This is a genomic window from Mesorhizobium sp. WSM4817, from assembly GCF_055811135.1.
In genome coordinates this window covers 226,531-242,387 of the sequence record NZ_JBVVQQ010000004.1, presented here as the reverse complement: position 1 = coordinate 242,387, position 15,857 = coordinate 226,531, and the positions used below count along the sequence as shown (strand labels likewise).

The following is a 15,857-nucleotide window of genomic DNA, read 5'->3' as shown; positions in this document are numbered from 1 at the left end:
GATGCCACGCTTCCAGGAGATTTTGCTGCTTGTTGGTCAATTGAACTACACATGGACCAACACAGAAAGCTTGCTGATTTACCTGATTGCCGGTCTGGCGAAAGTAGACAAGGAGACTGCGATCGTCATTTTCCTGACGCTGAACACCACGCGTGCACGGATCGAGTTGGTCGAGCGGTTGGCGAAGATGGCCGGAACACCGGTTGAATGCCGACGCCAGGTTCTGGAGATCGCCAGTCAGCTTACCCGGCAGGGAAAGCTGCGCAACAAATACAGCCACTGCATCTATTCGTTCGACGAAACGGGAACGCACGCGAGCACGCAACTAATGCGCATCTTCGACAGCAAGGATGCAATCAAATATGGGAAGATTGAGGAGCTCGACGATTCCGAGATGAAGAGGATCAGCGCCTCCATCCAGGCGATCAGCGCAATCAACAAGGATATTTGGCGGGTCGTCGAAAGCAATTCCTTTCCGCATTGAATCGCTTGTCCTGTGATGCCGCGCATCGAGGTTGACGTAGGCGGCGAGTCGGGTCCGGGCCGCCGCTGCCTGGACGTATTATCGCGCAGAGCAGGTGAGGTCGCGGCCAACCGTCGGGCTGAGGACGCCAGATCGAAGATAGATCTGGTTTGCGCCCCCAGGAAATCGGCGGGGCGAAATCGATGCGGGGCGATCAAGGCACGGGTGTCAGGATTTTATCCGCGTCCACTTGCCGTTTTCGGACTGGGACTGCCGAGCAAAATAACGGTACGACGTCTGTGACCAATTCCTGATTGCGCCCGTCCTGTTGTCCAGCACCAGATCGCCCTGGTTCGTCCGCACCGTCAGGACCGTATGACCTGCGCCGCCAAGCGTCGCAACGGTCAGCAACATGGCGGATGCGGGCCACCCGCGTTTCAACAACTCGGCTTTCTTGAGGATGGCGAAATCCTCGCAATCGCCTTCGCCGGTCGGCAAGCCCCAAACGTCGGCTCGGCCTGCGGAGTCTCTGTCGCCTCTCTCCTTGATGCGGCGATTGACCGACTTGTTCACACTCGCAAGTTCCGCTTCCAGCCTAGGCGTGAGTTCGACCGCTTTGACCTTGCCGCGCGTGCTGCAGAGCGCCGGATCGCTGGCGCAGAATTTGTAGAAGGCGGCCGGTGCAAAGGCGTAGCCTTGCGTGGCCATCTTCGTTGCTGTTCCGGTGGTTTGATTGCTGCAGCCGGCCAGCAAAATGGCCGCCGCGAGAAGCGCCGCTGAACGAATCACTTAGTGTCCCCTTTGGTGGGCCGTCATAATCTTGAAGGGGCTTGGTAAATCAACCCTGAGAATCGCAATTGCGCAGGAACAAATTGTTTGCCATACTTAATAAAGTGTTACCGATGGTCGGTAACATTGACCCTTCGCGCAACCAAAGGGGACGGGAGCGCCTTTTTTCCCTCAAGGAGGAAGAAATGCACCTGTACCCTGACGTCTCGAGCACGATTCTAAGAATACTGCTCCTTTCATCCGCCGCCTTCACGGTGGCAATGATCACACCGGCAACCGCACAGCAACGTCCTCGGCTTGCGGCTGCACAGTGCCAACCTCTCACTGAAGCCAATTTCGCGCTTTGCTGTATTGCAGCCAACCGCACCAGCATTCTTTCCGCCGCGCAAATCGACATGTGCCCGCCGGTTACCACGGCCCTTATTACCGCCACCTTGAACGATGGCGGCGATGGTGACGGCGATGGCGATGGTGACGGCGACGGCGATGGCGATGGTGACGGCGACGGCGATGGTGATGGCGACGGCGATGGTGACGGCGACGGCGATGGTGACGGCGACGGCGATGGTGACGGCGACGGCGATGGTGACGGCGGCGGCGGCGGCGGTGGCGGTGGCGGCGGCAGCGGTGGAAGCGGCGGCAGTGGTGGAAGCGGCGGCAGTGGTGGTAGCGGCGGCAGCGGTGGTAGCGGCGGCAGCGGTGGTAGCGGCGGCGACGGCGGCAGCGGTGGTAGCGGCGGCAGCGGTGGTAGCGGCGGCAGTGGCGGTGGCGGCGGCAGCGGCGGCTAGCGACCCACCAGATATTCGCTCGATAATCGCGAAGGTGAGCGTCTAAAGGCGCTCACCTTCCGTTTGGGATACTGAACTGGAGGGCCGGCGCGAGGCTGACTATCGGCCGCGAAGCTATCTTCACTCCTCCGCGCCGGGCTTCGTCGCAGACCGGCCCTTCAATGCAGCGACAAACCAGGATCTTCACGGCTCTCTACGCTCATTTGGAGCCCGGCCCTACAGCCGAGGCCGTTGCCACCGCATAGACCCTGCCATTACAGTCGACGGTTGAAGAGCAGCCAAAAACTCGATCAATCTCGGCGAAACCATGTCCGCCCAACGGATTCAAACCTCCAAACGCCTCATGCCGAAGACGAACTTTCATCGCGCCGAACGGTCTCCCGAACGACGGACGGACGTGTCGCTGCCGGAGGAGATGGCAAGGATCCGAGACTTGGCGGAAGTCTGGATAATCCGCAATATTGGAAAAAAGGGCCTGTTTACCTACAGTATCAATCCGTATACGGGCGAGAGATCGGAAAAAAACAATGAACTAAGACAGCTTATGTCATCGCGCACGTTGGCGGAAATGAGCGTAGGAAATCTCTCGCTTCGCGCTGTTCATCGCCGGAATTTGTCATTCATCATGAATACATGGTATCGGGAGGAGGGTGGTATTGGTTATATTGAATATGATGGCAAGTCAAAGCTCGGGGCAAATGCGATGCTGCTTCGCACATTCGCGGCAAGCCCTCATTTTGGACAGTTCCAGTCAAAGGCCAGTGCAGCCGCGGAGGGCATCCTTGCGCTCCAGAATGCAGACGGGTCCTTTCGCCCTTGGCTAAAGGAGCCGAATTATTCCTTCGACGCAAAATACCTTTTAACGTTTTACTCAGGGGAAGCGCTGGTTGCTTTGCTCGAATATTATATCCGGACTGGATTAACCCGTTATTTCGACGAAGCGGCGCGCAGTGCAGAATTCTATTTAGAGGAATATGTCCGCAATATCGCAGATAATTATTACCCGGCATACGTGCCTTGGCACACCATCGCCTATCGGCATCTATATGAGTTGACGAAAGCCGATAAATTCGCGGAGGCGGTGTTTACTCTGAACGACAAATTGCTTGAACTTCAGGACCGGTCGTACAGGATTGGACGATTCTTCAGTCCAGCAACCCCTCAGTACGGCCTTCCGCACGCGTCCTCGGACGGAGTTTATACCGAGGGGCTGGCTTATGCATTCGAGATGGCGCAGCGGACACGGGATGAGGTGAGGGCAGGGCGATACCTTGACGCTATTATGCTCTCGTTGAAAAACATCGCATCCTTGCAGTATAGAGAAAAACTGGATGAATCTTCTCTTCCTTTTTATGCGTACCGCGGAGCCATCAGGACCAATGCAGAGAAAAATAGGTGGGCTCGCATAGACAATGCCCAGCATACGATAGACGCTATCCAGGCCTTGGAGAATTTTCTCGGAAGCAAGCAGGCTTCTAAATTCGAGCTGGGGCTTTGACTCCCGTCAAAGGACAGCCGGGAGCCCCGAACTGCTCCTGCGTTTCTTCACCGGGCAGTGCGGCCAGCATCCCAGTCTGGATCTGTACCATTTCGACCTTCAACGCCACCCAATATATTGCCCGTGGTTCTGCTTGACCGGCTCAAGCCATGATGCAAGCATGGAAAAGCGTTTTGAACACATCAGGCTCATAAATGCCGACGTTGGAATACCTGTTGACCCCATCGCCGGAAGAGCTGGCGCAAACCCATGTGCTGTTTTTGGCGCGTCATGCCCTCGACTCCAGCCCGGAGCGCAGGGCCAAGTACGGCTACCACGTCGTCTACCATGCCATCATGCTCGAAACGCTGCGCGGGCTGGGTTTCAGGGTCACGCCGGCGAGCGAGCACGAGGTGCTGTTCGGGCCTCTCGACTTCGATTTCCTCTATGCCATTCACTCGCATGCGATATTCGATGGTCACGAGCTCCTGGCGCCGGCAATCGCGGCCTATCGTGGCGTCCCGTGTCTCGGCGCATCGGCGTCAAGCCGGGCGGTCTCGGAAGACAAGGTATTGGCCAAGCAACTGGCTGCTTCGCTGGGGCTCGATGTCGCCAAGCACAGGATCATGCAGCCCGGTGAGGTCAGCAATGACAAGTTCAGCCTGCCCGGTTCGTGGATTGTCAAGCCGCGAGGGGGTATCGCTTCCGACGCAATTGTAAAGGTCGAGAATGAAGCGGATTGGCGGGATGCGCTGACAACCATCTCGGATCCGCGTCACGGCGGCCGTGAATTCATTGCAGAAGAGTTTGTGCCGGGCCTCAATCTGACGGTTCCAATTGTCGAGGGCTTCCCCCCGGGTTCATTGGCGGTCTTCGAGGAGCGCGGCCGCCCTGGCGACAATGTTCTGACCAATGAAGCAAAGCGAGGGCTCAACAGTTCCTACAAGTCCGCTCCTTACGACGGACCGGGAGCTGAAGAGGTTTCGGAGGCAACCGCACGAATGGTGGCCGAGATGTCGCCATTCGATTATGCCCGCTTCGACTTCCGTTATGATCCCGACACGCGGCGGACCGTTTTCATCGAAGTGAACATCGCCTGCAACATGGCGCCGGCCTCGGCGGTCTATCGTTCGGCCGCCCTGCATGGGGTCAAGTATGAAGAACTGGTGGGACATGTTTTGACGCACAGTCTCAGGCGTCAGAGAAAGCGGCAAAGGTAACCGCAACGCTGGATAAGGCACTTCAGTGATGGTCAGCGCATGCAAATCGATATGGTCGACAAATTCGAAGCGTTGGAGCCGCTGAGAGAGAATTGGGACCGGATATATGACTCCGATCCGGAGGCGAACTTCTTCCTGTCGTGGCCATGGATGTCGAATTGGCTGCGACGCCCAGGTTGGGTGATTTTGGCCGCGCGGTCTACCGGGTCGAACGAGTATGTCGCCTTCTTCCCTTTGCAACTCGTCACCGGGCTTGATGAGCGGGCGGGGTTTTATAGCAGCATAAGGATGGCCGGCTCGTATTTCGCCACCTATACGGGCTTCATCTGCGTTCCCGAATTCGAAGAGCAAGTCATTTCGTCGTTCGCCGGTCGCCTGCAGGCGCTGAATTGGACAACGTTACACTGCGACGACATTTCGATATCGGCCAGGCGCCGTCAAATGCTGCTTGGAAGCTTTTCCGACAACGAGTTTGTGAAAGAAAAGATTGAACGACGTCGCCATACCACCCGAACAGGCGAGAACATAAATCATGACATCTACATGTATATCGATTTGCCAGCCGATTGGGATGAATTCCTGGACGGCAATCTTGGCTCGAAAACCCGTCGTGATGTCCGCCATTTTCTTCGTCAGGTCGAAAATATCGGAGAATACCGGATAAGTTTGGCAGACTTCGAGACGATCCAAAGCGACCTGGAGGTTTTCTATCAACTTTGGCTTGCGCAGTGGGAGGCCAAAAGCCGCGTCTATGCTCAGGGTGTTATTGCCAACTGCCGCCATATGTTACTTGAGTGCCACAAGGCGGGTGTGCTGTTCTCGCCCGTATTATGGAAAGGCGATACTCCATTAGGAGTACACATTACGTTTATCGACAGGTCGAAGCGTTCACTCGTCTGTTTCCTCGTCAGCCGCAATCTCGCAATTCGGAAGCCTCCACCGGGCTTGGTGCTTCACGCCTACAGCATCCGTTGGGCAATTCAAAACGGCCTCAGGACTTACGACCTTGGCACTGGAGATTTTTCGTACAAGTACAGTTTCGGATCGAAGGAGCGGCTTGTAGAGGGTGTCCGGATCGACTCCACCAACAGCCGCGGGAACAGGCTGGATCGAAGAAGCCTTCCCTCGGTGATTTCGTCGGTGCGAAAGCTGCGTCAGGAGGGGAAGTTCCATCTGGCCGAGCGCGGTTGCAGGCAGGTGCTCGAAACTGAACCGAGCAATCTGGAGGCGCGCCGGCTTCTGGACGAGCTTGTGGCGGCTAGGCGTATTGAGGAGCAATTTGCGCGTGCGCTGCAATGCCATCGGAGCAAGCAATTTTTGGATGCCCAGAGGATTTATCTGCAGGTACTGGCAGCAAGTCCCCGGCATTACGACGCTAATTATCTGTTGGGCGTTCTATGTCTTCAGGCCGGTCGGTATCAGGCAGCGGACACCTACCTGGCTCGCGCCACTGAGATCAATCCGAAAGCCGCAGCTGCGTACAACAACAGGGGGCATGCCTTGCGCGGCCTGAAACGGTATGACGAGGCTCTCGCCTGCTACGAGAAAGCCATCGGGGTGAAACCCGATTTCGTGCAGGCAATGAACAATCGGGGGGTGACGCTGCGGGCGTTGGGGCGCATTGATGAGGCACTCGCCAGCTTCGACGAGGCGCTGACGCTCAAACCGGACTTTGCCAAGGCCTTGTCCAACCGCAACCGGTTGCGAGTGCCTCTGCCGCGCGACCGTTTGTCCATCGCCGATGATGTGGACACCTTAGAGTAAAGCGCATCGCGTTTGCATCTGGTCAAGGACAGGAATGGCCGGATAAACCGTCGACCTGCTAGCCTTTCCACTCCATCGATAGCCCATGCGGATCGCAGATCGCGAGCGTTTTTACCCTGCGCTCGCCATTGAAGTATCTGCTGACCTTGAGAGGATTGAACGTCTCAGTGGGGTTGGGGTGTGCGACCTCGCCTTCCACGGTGACGCGCCAGACCGGCGCCGTCTTGCTCGCCTCCAACAGGATATCGTTTATGCGTCGGTGTTGATCGCCGGAAAGCTGATAGCCCATTATCGTGTGATACACGCACCGGGCTTGATAAGGCGGAATCTCCGCCAGTGCAGAGCTCAGGTTCAACACGGCGTCGCCGCCTTTGATCCGGGGCGGATGCGCGGCGGCGACCTTCAAGGCGCCATCCAGTTTTGTAAGCCGGTCGATGCGCTCGGGCCAGACAAGCGCCTTGAGCCACCGGCGTTCGTTTTCATCCCGAACATCGGTCGGATAAAGTTCGAGGCCGATCCTCGATGAAACGGGGGGCGGGAACGTCCCCAAAACAGGCACGCCAGGCCCTTCAAGGATGCAGGAAAGGACGAAATCCGCATCGGTCCACCGCTCCAGCTTCGGAGCGCCTTTCCCGTCCGTATACCGATATCCATAGCTGTCGAAGTTCAGGTTCAGGCCGGCGCTGGATCCGATCTCGACGAGGCCAAGCGGAGCGGCGGCTTCGCGCGCAACCAGATCGAATGCGGGCAGCAGCAGCGCGCTGCGGCCAGCCTCGTTGGTGTTGGTGGCGCGCTTGGCGATGATGTCGACGAGCTCGGCTTCGTGGGCACCGCAAAAAGCGGCGAAAAGTTCGAATGCGCGATCGTCGGCCGGCCGCGTTCCGCCCAGACTCGGATAATAATCCTTGAGAGGATGATCGACGCCGCCAAGCAGGAGATACTGTACCGCGCCGAAGACAAGGTTCGCCGCCGGCTGGCCCTTCCTGCGCCCTGCCGCCAGGCGCTGCAGCGCGACATTGTCCGCAATCCCGAGCGACAGCTTTTCATAGAGGGGGGAGCCGCCACGACGAGACTCGTTGGCAAAGAAGCGGTAATAGTGAGCGCTAGTTTCAAACACCACCATAGCAGGAACCTAGCGGGCAATAGATGTCTTGGATGTGGATTCCACCTGTAATTGCCTTAATGCTTTCGGCCCAGCGGGTCAAGGAACCGGCGAACAATAGAGGTTTTCGAGCATACATTCCTGAGAGGCTGGCGGATGAACGAAAGCGTGGACGATTCACCTTCGGGATATACTGTCATTGATGGCGCTTTCCGCGACGAATCGCGCAGCCGTTCCGTGCCGTACCGGCTTTATGCCCCAGCTCCCCTCTCTGGCGCTTCCCCGGTGATCCTTGTGTCGCATGGCATTGGCGGATCGCGCGAGGCGATGCCTTACCTCGGGCGGCGCCTGGCGCAAAGCGGCTACGTGGCGGTGCACCTGCAGCATACCGGGACGGACAGTTCGATCTGGCAACAGGCAAACTCCCTTGCGGAAGTCTACCGCATTCTTCGTGAAGCCATGTGGGACGCCAATGCGGCGCGCGCGCGATTTCAGGACGTGCCCTTTGCCCTGCACGAGCTTGCGCGCATGAACGGCGAGGGGCGGCTCGCCGGCCGCCTGGATTTGACACGCATCGGCATGGCCGGACACTCTTATGGAGGCGTCTCGACGATGGTTGCAGCAGGGCAGAGAATGGGTCCGGGCGGGCAGTGGTCGTTCAAGGAGCCAGGAATTCGCGCTGGCCTGGTCATGAGCCCGAACATACCCATCCAGGGCGGCGACTTGGCCGCCCTTTACCGCGATATCAGTATCCCGCTCTTTCACATCACCGGCACGAAAGATGGCAATGCGGTGCCCGGCAACAAGGAATTCGATCCGATACAGCGGACCCTTCCTTACCACGCGCTGACCATCCCTCATCAATATCTGCTCGTTCTCGACGGTGCTGGCCACAATGCGTTTTCCGGCCTGAAGCACGGACCACACGCCCACGGCCCCGAGGAAGAGACCCGCTACACGCGCGTTGTACAAGACGCAGCAGTGCTGCTCTTCGATGCCTACCTGAATGGGAAAACGGCGGCTCTGGCGGCGCTTCGCCAAACGTTTCAATCCAGCCTTGAGCCGACCGACAGGTTTGAGTGGAAATAGCGGGAAAGTCCGCCAGCGGTCACCGACAGTTATTCGACCTGGATCCGACGTGGCAGGATGGGAATGTGCGGTTTTCTGCGCAAGTTGCGACAGGGGAGGGCCGGTAGGTTGTGGATTCACAATCTGGCACGAATTTAGTGGCGATACCATCCGAAGCCGCGGGTTACACGAACCTATTTGGACCTCGCTCATTCTTTTAATATTCTTGAATAATGGGTGCGCTGGCCCTGGCGAACCTGTATTTTCGGTCACCTAACTTCGCCGGATGGGTGGGCGGTTTGCGTAAAGTGCACAATCCAGGACATGCTCGCGAAGTTTTCCTTCGCCGTTCCGGGTGAGGTCCACCGTATGTGTCGCACTATTGATAATATGCTATGACCTGTATGCAGTTACACTTGACCTCGGGAGGAGTGTTGGTGGCGGGAGTTGATGGGATCAACGCGGCAGAAACGGTGCTGATAGCTCAACGCAAATACGCGGACCTGAAGCACCGACAAAGCCAAATCGGTCTCACAATTCCAGAGGCCTTTGTCCACGGCATCCGACATATCGGCTATCTCAGCAATGTCGACGCCATCGCTGAACTAATCGACAATTCCATTCAGGCCTACTCCCAGCGCGTCGACCTCGTTTTCGGCTATGACGGAAGCGTCTCGCTCAAGAAGCCATCCCAACCAGCGGTCGTCGATGATGGGCACGGGATGGCGCCCGAAATGCTCAGGCTTGCGATGATGTGGGGCGGGACCCATCGTGAGAATGATCGCGCTGGTCTGGGCCGCTACGGCTATGGCTTGCCCAGTTCAGCGGTCAGCATCGGACGACGTTTCACGATCGTTTCCAAGGTGGCGGGGGGCCAACTCTTCGCCGTCACATTGGATCTCGATGCCTTAGACGCTGGGAAGTATCGCAATTCCGCCGGGGATGTCGCGCTTCCCTCGGCTCGACGAGCAAGACTCCCGGCCTTCATCAACGAGTATCTCAGACGGACTTTCCCTGAGGGATGGCATTCTGGAACAATCGTGGTCATCGAGAAGCTCGACCGTCTTGATTGGGCCACCACGTTGGGTATACGAATCAACCTCGTCCGACATTTCGGAGTGACCTATCATAAGTTGGCCAAGGAGACTGCGATCCATGTTGATAGTCATCGCGTTCTTCCCATTGATCCTCTGTTCTTGACCCCCGAATGCGAGTTCTTCTTGCTCGACGAAGACCGTGCCCAGTCGCTCGACCGGATAGATATCAAGGTCCGCAATCCTGCTGCACCTGGCCAGGAGGGCCAGATATCCCTCCGTTACGCGTGGCTTCCGCCGAGCTTTGGCGCGATAGACAAGACACGCGACGCCGTGGGCCTCAATGCGAACGCCCGCTTTCCGATCCTCAAGGACTATCATGGGTTAATCTTCAGCCGGAATGGGCGGATCATCGACGTTCAGTCGCGCGTGCCCTGGACAGTATTCATCAACAACGACCGTTACATCCGTGTCGAGGTGGAGTTCTCCGCTTCGCTCGACGAGATGTTCGGCGTCACCACGACCAAGCAGCAGGTTTCCGTATCTACTGCTGTTTGGCACGCGCTCCGCGAAGCCGGCTTGCCTAAGGCGATCGAGCACCTCCGCGGGAAAGTCCGATCGGCAAAACTGGAACGACGCAGTGTCGGCGGTCAGCGCCAGGACCCGACGGGCCTGGAAGAGATATCCAAGCGATTGGTTCAAGTGCCGAGCCATCGACCCGTGCGGACGGTTCCGCTGTTTACCCGAGACGGCGTCAGCCTTGATCTCCGTCCGAGCGACAGACATCCGCTTTTCAACGGAACGGCTTCAAAAATCGAGACCTCTCGAGCGCTTCGGGCGCTCGTGGGCCAAATCATCAATCGCGCCAGTTCGTCAGGAGGCCGTCGCCGGTCCGACTATGAATGCTTGCTTGAGGATTGGTCAGATGTGCTCACACGCACTGGCATCACTGACGCGCCTCAAATACTTGGCAGCACAGATGAATAAGCGCTCGGCCCACTAGCGCACGATGGGCATTTTTGGCATGAGCAGGGTTGGCGCGAAGTGAGACAGGGCAAGGGGGATTCGAACGGAATGTTGGAGCGAAAGGGTCATTTTGCTCAGGATCGATCCCGCTCCTTCGCTCCCTTCCTAGCGCCGCATGAGCGCAAGGAACTCCATTCGCTCCTCAAAATCGGTGAGGGCCCTCCGCCAAGTTTTGCCGATGCACTTCGAACCCTTGCTCGCAGCTATGTCGACGATAGATCAGAAATCCTCCGGGACGGATGGGGGGGCTTTCACTTCCGGTGCTTGGCGCGCGCGCGACCTGAATACTGAGGTGCGCGACGCGTCCGCGATTGTCTCCATTGCGGCAAACCAGTTCACGCCGACTGTGGCCGGCTGGGTCGAGTGGTCAGCCCCAGCAAGCAACGTGGGCATTCACCAAACACGCTTCTACAACGTCACTGACAGCACGGTGGCTGGGACCGGGACGGTTGAACGTTGCTCCGGCGCCGGTGACACGTCGACCCGATCGTTTGGCGGGGCCGCTGTTGTTGCCGGGAAAGCCTACCGCGTCGAACACCAATGCCTGACCACCCAAGCCTCCGGGTTCGGATTGGCTGGCAGCTATGGGACTGAGGTCTACACCCGCGTCAATTTCTGGAGGACGACATGAAATACGCCCGCATTATTGATGGCATGGTGGATTCGATTGCATACGTTCTGCCCTATTTCAAAGGTCGCCCAGAGCCGGGATGGACAGAGGTTCCCGACGATGTTTTCGCCGGCTTTTCATTCGATGGTGAGAATTTCACCGGCCCAGAGCCAACGCCGCCGCCTCGTCCGACAGTTCTGAAATCGCTCGTGCAGGCTCGCATCATCGACGCCGGCAAGATGTCCGATGCCTACGCCGCCTTGACGCAAAACCCGGTCTATTTCGCCCGCTGGTTCGCTCCCGATCGACCCGCGGTCTACTGCGACGACCCGGACGCCATCCTGCTAGTCACGGCTCTTGGCCTCGACCCTGACGCGATTCTCGCTCCTATCGTTTGAAAACGCCTCGGGTGTGTTTCTTAAGCGGAACTTTAGTAAATCCTAATGATTGTCTGTGACCAGCGGGCGACGGTGCCGGCTTTGTTGCCCGCATCGTGTATTTCTGGAGCCTAATATAACCGGAAGGATAGAAGCGCGGTCTGTGTATTCATCAAAGGCGCGCGCAGGCTGTTGTATTTTTGCCACTGAATAGACCTGTTGCGGTCTGGTCTGTTTCGATGACTGGACCGAAAGCTCAAAGCAGCATACGAGCGAGTATCTCTTTATTCTCTCCTTATCAAGGATGGTTTTATGTACCGACTGCTTCTCGCTTCAACCGTCCTGCTCTCCATGACAAGTGTCGCACTTGCTGCTGACGCTGTGTATTCCGATCCGATCGTGGAAACGCCGGTTTCGGCCTACAACTGGTCGGGCTTTTACATCGGCGCGCATGCAGGATACGCTTGGGGCGATTATACGCTGTTCAGTAATTCTGGCGACGGCGCAAATGTAGATGTCGACGGTTTCGTGGGCGGTGCAACTATTGGCTACAACTGGCAGTGGGACTATTTGGTCCTTGGCATCGAAGCTGACATCTCGAATGGCCCCGATGGAACCACTTCCCAAGGTACATCAGGACCAGTTTGGAATTGTACTACAGGCGATTGCAACGCCGAGATTGAGTACTTCGGCACGGTTCGCGGACGTCTCGGTGTCGCATTCGACCGCTGGCTTGTCTACGGCACGGCAGGCTACGCTTACGGAGAAGTCGAAGGGGGCATCGAGAACTCCGAGCAACAGGGCGGCGGATCGGCCGACGGATGGACCGCTGGCCTCGGGACGGAAATCGGCTGGACGGAACACTGGTCGACGAAGGCTGAATATCTGCATGTTGATCTGGGCGATATCCCATTCGGCACAGGGGATGGGACCGAGAATTTCGAAGGAGATGGCGACTTCGACGTATTTCGTTTGGGCGTCAATTACAGGTTCTGAGCGCAACCAGCTTCAGGGGCCCGGCCTAGCGCCGGGCTTTTCGTTCTCGAAGTTTAATAACTGAACAGCTCGGCCAGTATCCTCCTAGGCCTCGATCTTGGCGTTTTCCTTTTGCGTCAGTTGTCGGCCGCGACGAGACGCTTCAACGACTGCATCATCTCGCCGCGCGCCCAGCCTGCCTCGAGCATGCAATCGACGATCGCCTGAAACCCGGGCTCCATGGCCGTCCATGCTTTCTCGCTGAGATGGGGCGGCCCAGCAGCCAGTTGGGAGTTTGGGTGGGTGGCCGCTGGGCCTAACCGACGGGGTTTGGGGGTGTCCGCCGGCTTGGACGAATAATAAGCCGTTTCATGCAGAATTGCTAATTTAGTAAATGATCATGTTCCGTTCCCCTAGCCACCAGATGGGACGGGCCTAGACTCGATTCCGTGCGTAAACCAGTGCGTGCCGGACCCGGCCGGCTTGAGTTCATTCCGCCGATGATGCCTACCTTGGTGGCCAAGCCACCCCAAGGCTATGACTGGATGCATGAAGCCAAATTCGACGGCTACCGCTCCCAGATCATCATCGACGCCGGCGGTGTGCGGATTTTCACCCGCCGCGGGCTAGACTGGACATCGAAGTACCGTGATCTAGTCGAGGCAGCCAAAGGTCTCAACGTACAGAACGCCATCATTGACGGCGAAGTCGTCGTCTTAAATGACGCTGGCCTTTCGGATTTTGCCGCGCTGCGCAAGGCAATCACCAGGCGCCAGCGCGACCTCTATTTCGTCGCGTTCGATCTGCTGCATCTCAACGGGCATGACTTGCGCGACATGGCGCTTGAGGATCGGCGGGAAATCCTGGCCGGCCTTATAGAGCCTGACAGCCGAATCCAGCTCAGTGAGACGATGCCGGGCGAAGCCAACGCGATCTATCATTTGATCGACGCGGCCGGCCTTGAGGGGATGGTATCGAAGCGTCGAGACAGCAAATATCGCAGCGGTCCGACCACCAATTGGCTGAAGACAAAATCCTTCACCGAAAGCGAGTTCGAGCTTCTCGGAGTTGAACGCGAGAGGGGCAAGCCGGCGTTTGCTCTGATGGCTGACCCAGGCACCCGGAAAGATGTCGGCAGTGCGTTCGTGAGCGTCAACCGCGAGATGCGGGAGCGACTTTGGAAGCGCGTCCAGGAGCATGCCGGGCCATCGCCTAAGGACATGCCAAAGCGGCCGGCAACGCAGTGGGTCAAGCCGGGGATAAAAGCCCGCGTGAAGCATCTGAGAGGCGAGGAAGATCTTCGGCACGCCTCGCTGCAGGATTTCTGGGATGACGAGTGAGCTTCCGCTTCGATCTGAATCTCGTTTTGTTGACCCTTAAGCAGCCGCACTTGCGGTAGGTTGATTGAGTCGAGCCTAAGGCGCTTCAGCCCTGCTTGACGAAGCCGGCGGTGACCTCATCTTTGTGGGCGGCGAAAGCTGCCAGGACCTCGGTTTTCTCGGGCTTCGGAACCTTGAAGTGGTCCAGGGTCCGCCCGAGTTCCGCTGCGACCTCATCAAATTCCGCGGGTGAGATCCGGAGATCCCGGTGGGCTTCCTCAAGGCCAAGGTGCGTCGTGCCGGGCTTGGTGGCCACAAACTTGAAGGGCCCGCCAGAAACGTCGCAGACCCACAGCGTGCGCATGAACTTGAGGCCGGGCAGCCTTCCAAGGTTCTTGGTGTGCCATTCGCGCAGCTGCGGGTTCTCGGACGTCTGGCCGACGATGGGGTTCTTCACGATGGCGTCGCTGAAGTGATCCACCACCGCTGCGATGGCGAAGACGCCTCCCAGCCGCTCGTACAGACTGTTCTCAGGCGTGGTTTGGTTGGCCTGCGCGGAGGTATTATCCGCCGCCGCCAAAGCCATCGGGGCGACGGCCAGCCCGGCGACGACGCTTCGTCTTGTGAAAGAGGTCGAAACAACCGTTTTCATCTCTGGTCTCCTTCGAGTTGAGCCAGAGCGGCAGCAGCCTGTCTGGCAGCTTCGTTGAAGTGACATCGGATACTTTGCCGTATCCGGCATGCTCTATGGGACTAACGAGCCACCCGGCGGAATTATTCCGATCGACCGCATTCCATTGGACGAGAGCCATGACCATTAGGTGAGGGGCGATTGGCGCGGCCGCACTTATGGCCAGAGCGTTGCGCCGTGCGTTGTTTCGTATCCCATGGCGGTTTTCGAGATACCGAAACAGGTCTCCCTGTTCCCTCCCTAGGCGGCCTAAAATGCCTGCCGCTCAACCTCAAGAGAACCTAGCGCGACTGTCGCGGGCTGTTTCGCTCAGAGCCGCGACCAATCCGCTTGCCCTTATCATCGAAATCAGGATTATATTCCTCCCCGTTGCGGCGAACCCTTCAACGGATATCGCCATGCCCCAAAAGACCCTCGCCGACACCCTGGCCGCCCGCGAAACCGTCTATGTAAATTGCGGGCATCCGATGTGCTGCAAATCGACGAAGCTCGATATCCAGGCGTTGATTGACAGGCTCGGCCGTGACCACGGCTCGATGCATGACGACCTGGTCGGCCTCTTTGTCTGCTCAAATTGCAAGGCAGCCGGCCGCGACCGTCGCCCGGTGTTCTTCACATGCATTCCTGACTACGAAGGCCAGCAGCGGGCGCGCAATCGCGATTGGAAACCAACATTCGAATGAGGGGGCTGAAAGTGGCCGGCGCCACTAGGGCGGGGTGTTGGGGTAGATTGCGCGTAGGGCGCCGGCCTGGCGGATTGGGGTCCGCAGCTCGACAAGCTAACAGAGGTTGGGGGCCGGCGGAGGTACGCGACCACGGAAGTCCTAAGCGTGGTTAATCCACCATGTCCCGTAGTGGCTTCTTCCGCTTCGGCGGCCGGTACTTCTCGACCAGCCTGACCTTATCCATGTCGACCGTCACCAGCGGTCCCATGGCGATTGTGACCCTGCCGCTTTCCTCGTCTATGCGCGTGACCTCGCCGGTGAGCTCGATCTGCTGCCCCTTCTTCACCTTGGTATGATCGAAGATCGAATGAGGGAAGTTGTAAGAGGGGACTGAGACGCTGACGCGGTCCTCAGTGACCCGTCTCCGGACCGTGGCCGTGATCGCCACCAGATCTCCAATCCCAATTCCCCGCGCCATGAATTTGAGTC

General features: G+C 58.0%; 16 protein-coding genes. 12 read left to right on the top strand and 4 right to left on the bottom strand.

The annotated features are described in order from the left end of the window. Window position 1: 1 nt before the first annotated feature. On the top strand, window positions 2-484 hold the full coding sequence (locus tag AC0L2K_RS08200; RefSeq protein WP_027156248.1) for a hypothetical protein: 483 nt from the start codon (window positions 2-4) through the stop codon (window positions 482-484). A gap of 207 nt (window positions 485-691) precedes the next feature. Here AC0L2K_RS08200 and AC0L2K_RS08195 read toward each other — a convergent pair whose 3' ends face one another. Continuing rightward, on the bottom strand, window positions 692-1,219 hold the full coding sequence (locus AC0L2K_RS08195) for a transglutaminase-like cysteine peptidase (protein ID WP_287123610.1): 528 nt from the start codon (window positions 1,217-1,219) through the stop codon (window positions 692-694). 483 nt (window positions 1,220-1,702) lie between these two features. Between AC0L2K_RS08195 and AC0L2K_RS08190 the strand changes: the two genes are divergently transcribed. The 4 genes from AC0L2K_RS08190 to AC0L2K_RS08175 all read left to right on the top strand — a co-directional run bounded on the left by AC0L2K_RS08190 (window position 1,703) and on the right by AC0L2K_RS08175 (window position 6,501). Next, window positions 1,703-2,086 (top strand): hypothetical protein, encoded by a 384-nt coding sequence (locus AC0L2K_RS08190; RefSeq protein ID WP_473531085.1) that lies wholly within the window; start codon window positions 1,703-1,705, stop codon window positions 2,084-2,086. Window positions 2,087-2,347: 261 nt separating this feature from the next. After that, window positions 2,348-3,538, top strand: a complete 1,191-nt coding sequence (locus AC0L2K_RS08185; protein WP_473531084.1) for a glycoside hydrolase family 88 protein — start codon at window positions 2,348-2,350, stop codon at window positions 3,536-3,538. Between the two features lie 215 nt (window positions 3,539-3,753). Continuing rightward, the gene (locus AC0L2K_RS08180; RefSeq protein WP_473531083.1) at window positions 3,754-4,737 is read left to right on the top strand and encodes a D-alanine--D-alanine ligase family protein; all 984 of its coding nucleotides are present in this window, start codon (window positions 3,754-3,756) and stop codon (window positions 4,735-4,737) included. A gap of 51 nt (window positions 4,738-4,788) precedes the next feature. After that, window positions 4,789-6,501 (top strand): GNAT family N-acetyltransferase, encoded by a 1,713-nt coding sequence (locus AC0L2K_RS08175; protein ID WP_473531082.1) that lies wholly within the window; start codon window positions 4,789-4,791, stop codon window positions 6,499-6,501. A gap of 58 nt (window positions 6,502-6,559) precedes the next feature. Here the strand turns inward: AC0L2K_RS08175 and AC0L2K_RS08170 are convergent, their stop codons facing one another. Further along, on the bottom strand, window positions 6,560-7,624 hold the full coding sequence (locus AC0L2K_RS08170; protein WP_473531081.1) for a DUF2332 domain-containing protein: 1,065 nt from the start codon (window positions 7,622-7,624) through the stop codon (window positions 6,560-6,562). A gap of 135 nt (window positions 7,625-7,759) precedes the next feature. Between AC0L2K_RS08170 and AC0L2K_RS08165 the strand changes: the two genes are divergently transcribed. From AC0L2K_RS08165 to AC0L2K_RS08140, 6 genes are all read left to right on the top strand, one after another. Beyond that, the gene (locus AC0L2K_RS08165) at window positions 7,760-8,692 is read left to right on the top strand and encodes an alpha/beta hydrolase family protein (RefSeq protein WP_473531080.1); all 933 of its coding nucleotides are present in this window, start codon (window positions 7,760-7,762) and stop codon (window positions 8,690-8,692) included. Between the two features lie 416 nt (window positions 8,693-9,108). Next, on the top strand, window positions 9,109-10,692 hold the full coding sequence (locus AC0L2K_RS08160; protein ID WP_473531079.1) for an ATP-binding protein: 1,584 nt from the start codon (window positions 9,109-9,111) through the stop codon (window positions 10,690-10,692). A gap of 217 nt (window positions 10,693-10,909) precedes the next feature. After that, the gene (locus AC0L2K_RS08155) at window positions 10,910-11,362 is read left to right on the top strand and encodes a hypothetical protein (protein WP_473531078.1); all 453 of its coding nucleotides are present in this window, start codon (window positions 10,910-10,912) and stop codon (window positions 11,360-11,362) included. Next, entirely contained in the window at window positions 11,359-11,739 is a 381-nt protein-coding gene (locus AC0L2K_RS08150) for a hypothetical protein (RefSeq protein ID WP_473531077.1), read from the top strand. The genes AC0L2K_RS08155 and AC0L2K_RS08150 overlap by 4 nt, the downstream gene beginning before the upstream one ends. A 291-nt stretch (window positions 11,740-12,030) precedes the next feature. Next, window positions 12,031-12,714 carry an outer membrane protein gene (locus AC0L2K_RS08145; protein ID WP_023801786.1) on the top strand — a complete coding sequence of 228 codons (684 nt, stop codon included), beginning with the start codon at window positions 12,031-12,033 and terminating at the stop codon, window positions 12,712-12,714. A gap of 479 nt (window positions 12,715-13,193) precedes the next feature. After that, the gene (locus AC0L2K_RS08140) at window positions 13,194-14,033 is read left to right on the top strand and encodes an ATP-dependent DNA ligase (protein WP_473531076.1); all 840 of its coding nucleotides are present in this window, start codon (window positions 13,194-13,196) and stop codon (window positions 14,031-14,033) included. 85 nt (window positions 14,034-14,118) lie between these two features. On the opposite strand, the gene AC0L2K_RS08135 is transcribed toward AC0L2K_RS08140, so the two are convergent. Further along, window positions 14,119-14,664 (bottom strand): group I truncated hemoglobin, encoded by a 546-nt coding sequence (locus tag AC0L2K_RS08135; protein ID WP_128171168.1) that lies wholly within the window; start codon window positions 14,662-14,664, stop codon window positions 14,119-14,121. A gap of 437 nt (window positions 14,665-15,101) precedes the next feature. On the opposite strand from AC0L2K_RS08135, the gene AC0L2K_RS08130 reads away from it, so the two are divergent. Next, window positions 15,102-15,386, top strand: coding sequence for a hypothetical protein (locus tag AC0L2K_RS08130; protein WP_473531075.1), 285 nt, complete (start codon window positions 15,102-15,104; stop codon window positions 15,384-15,386). A gap of 151 nt (window positions 15,387-15,537) precedes the next feature. Here AC0L2K_RS08130 and AC0L2K_RS08125 read toward each other — a convergent pair whose 3' ends face one another. Then, window positions 15,538-15,846: a hypothetical protein gene (locus AC0L2K_RS08125; RefSeq protein ID WP_473531074.1), complete on the bottom strand. Its 309-nt coding sequence runs from the start codon at window positions 15,844-15,846 to the stop codon at window positions 15,538-15,540. Between the last annotated feature and the right edge of the window lie 11 nt (window positions 15,847-15,857).

Bases quoted from the DNA above. Each gene is read 5' to 3' on its own strand.
- AC0L2K_RS08185 (WP_473531084.1), top strand. From the start codon at position 2,348: ATGTCCGCCCAACGGATTCAAACCTCCAAACGCCTCATGCCGAAGACG.
- AC0L2K_RS08175 (WP_473531082.1), top strand. From the start codon at position 4,789: ATGGTCGACAAATTCGAAGCGTTGGAGCCGCTGAGAGAGAATTGGGAC.
- AC0L2K_RS08170 (WP_473531081.1), bottom strand. From the start codon at position 7,624: ATGGTGGTGTTTGAAACTAGCGCTCACTATTACCGCTTCTTTGCCAAC.
- AC0L2K_RS08190 (WP_473531085.1), top strand. From the start codon at position 1,703: ATGGTGACGGCGATGGCGATGGTGACGGCGACGGCGATGGCGATGGTG.
- AC0L2K_RS08200 (WP_027156248.1), top strand. From the start codon at position 2: ATGCCACGCTTCCAGGAGATTTTGCTGCTTGTTGGTCAATTGAACTAC.
- AC0L2K_RS08125 (WP_473531074.1), bottom strand. From the start codon at position 15,846: ATGGCGCGGGGAATTGGGATTGGAGATCTGGTGGCGATCACGGCCACG.
- AC0L2K_RS08130 (WP_473531075.1), top strand. From the start codon at position 15,102: ATGCCCCAAAAGACCCTCGCCGACACCCTGGCCGCCCGCGAAACCGTC.
- AC0L2K_RS08150 (WP_473531077.1), top strand. From the start codon at position 11,359: ATGAAATACGCCCGCATTATTGATGGCATGGTGGATTCGATTGCATAC.
- AC0L2K_RS08145 (WP_023801786.1), top strand. From the start codon at position 12,031: ATGTACCGACTGCTTCTCGCTTCAACCGTCCTGCTCTCCATGACAAGT.
- AC0L2K_RS08165 (WP_473531080.1), top strand. From the start codon at position 7,760: ATGAACGAAAGCGTGGACGATTCACCTTCGGGATATACTGTCATTGAT.
- AC0L2K_RS08140 (WP_473531076.1), top strand. From the start codon at position 13,194: ATGATGCCTACCTTGGTGGCCAAGCCACCCCAAGGCTATGACTGGATG.
- AC0L2K_RS08135 (WP_128171168.1), bottom strand. From the start codon at position 14,664: ATGAAAACGGTTGTTTCGACCTCTTTCACAAGACGAAGCGTCGTCGCC.
- AC0L2K_RS08155 (WP_473531078.1), top strand. From the start codon at position 10,910: ATGCACTTCGAACCCTTGCTCGCAGCTATGTCGACGATAGATCAGAAA.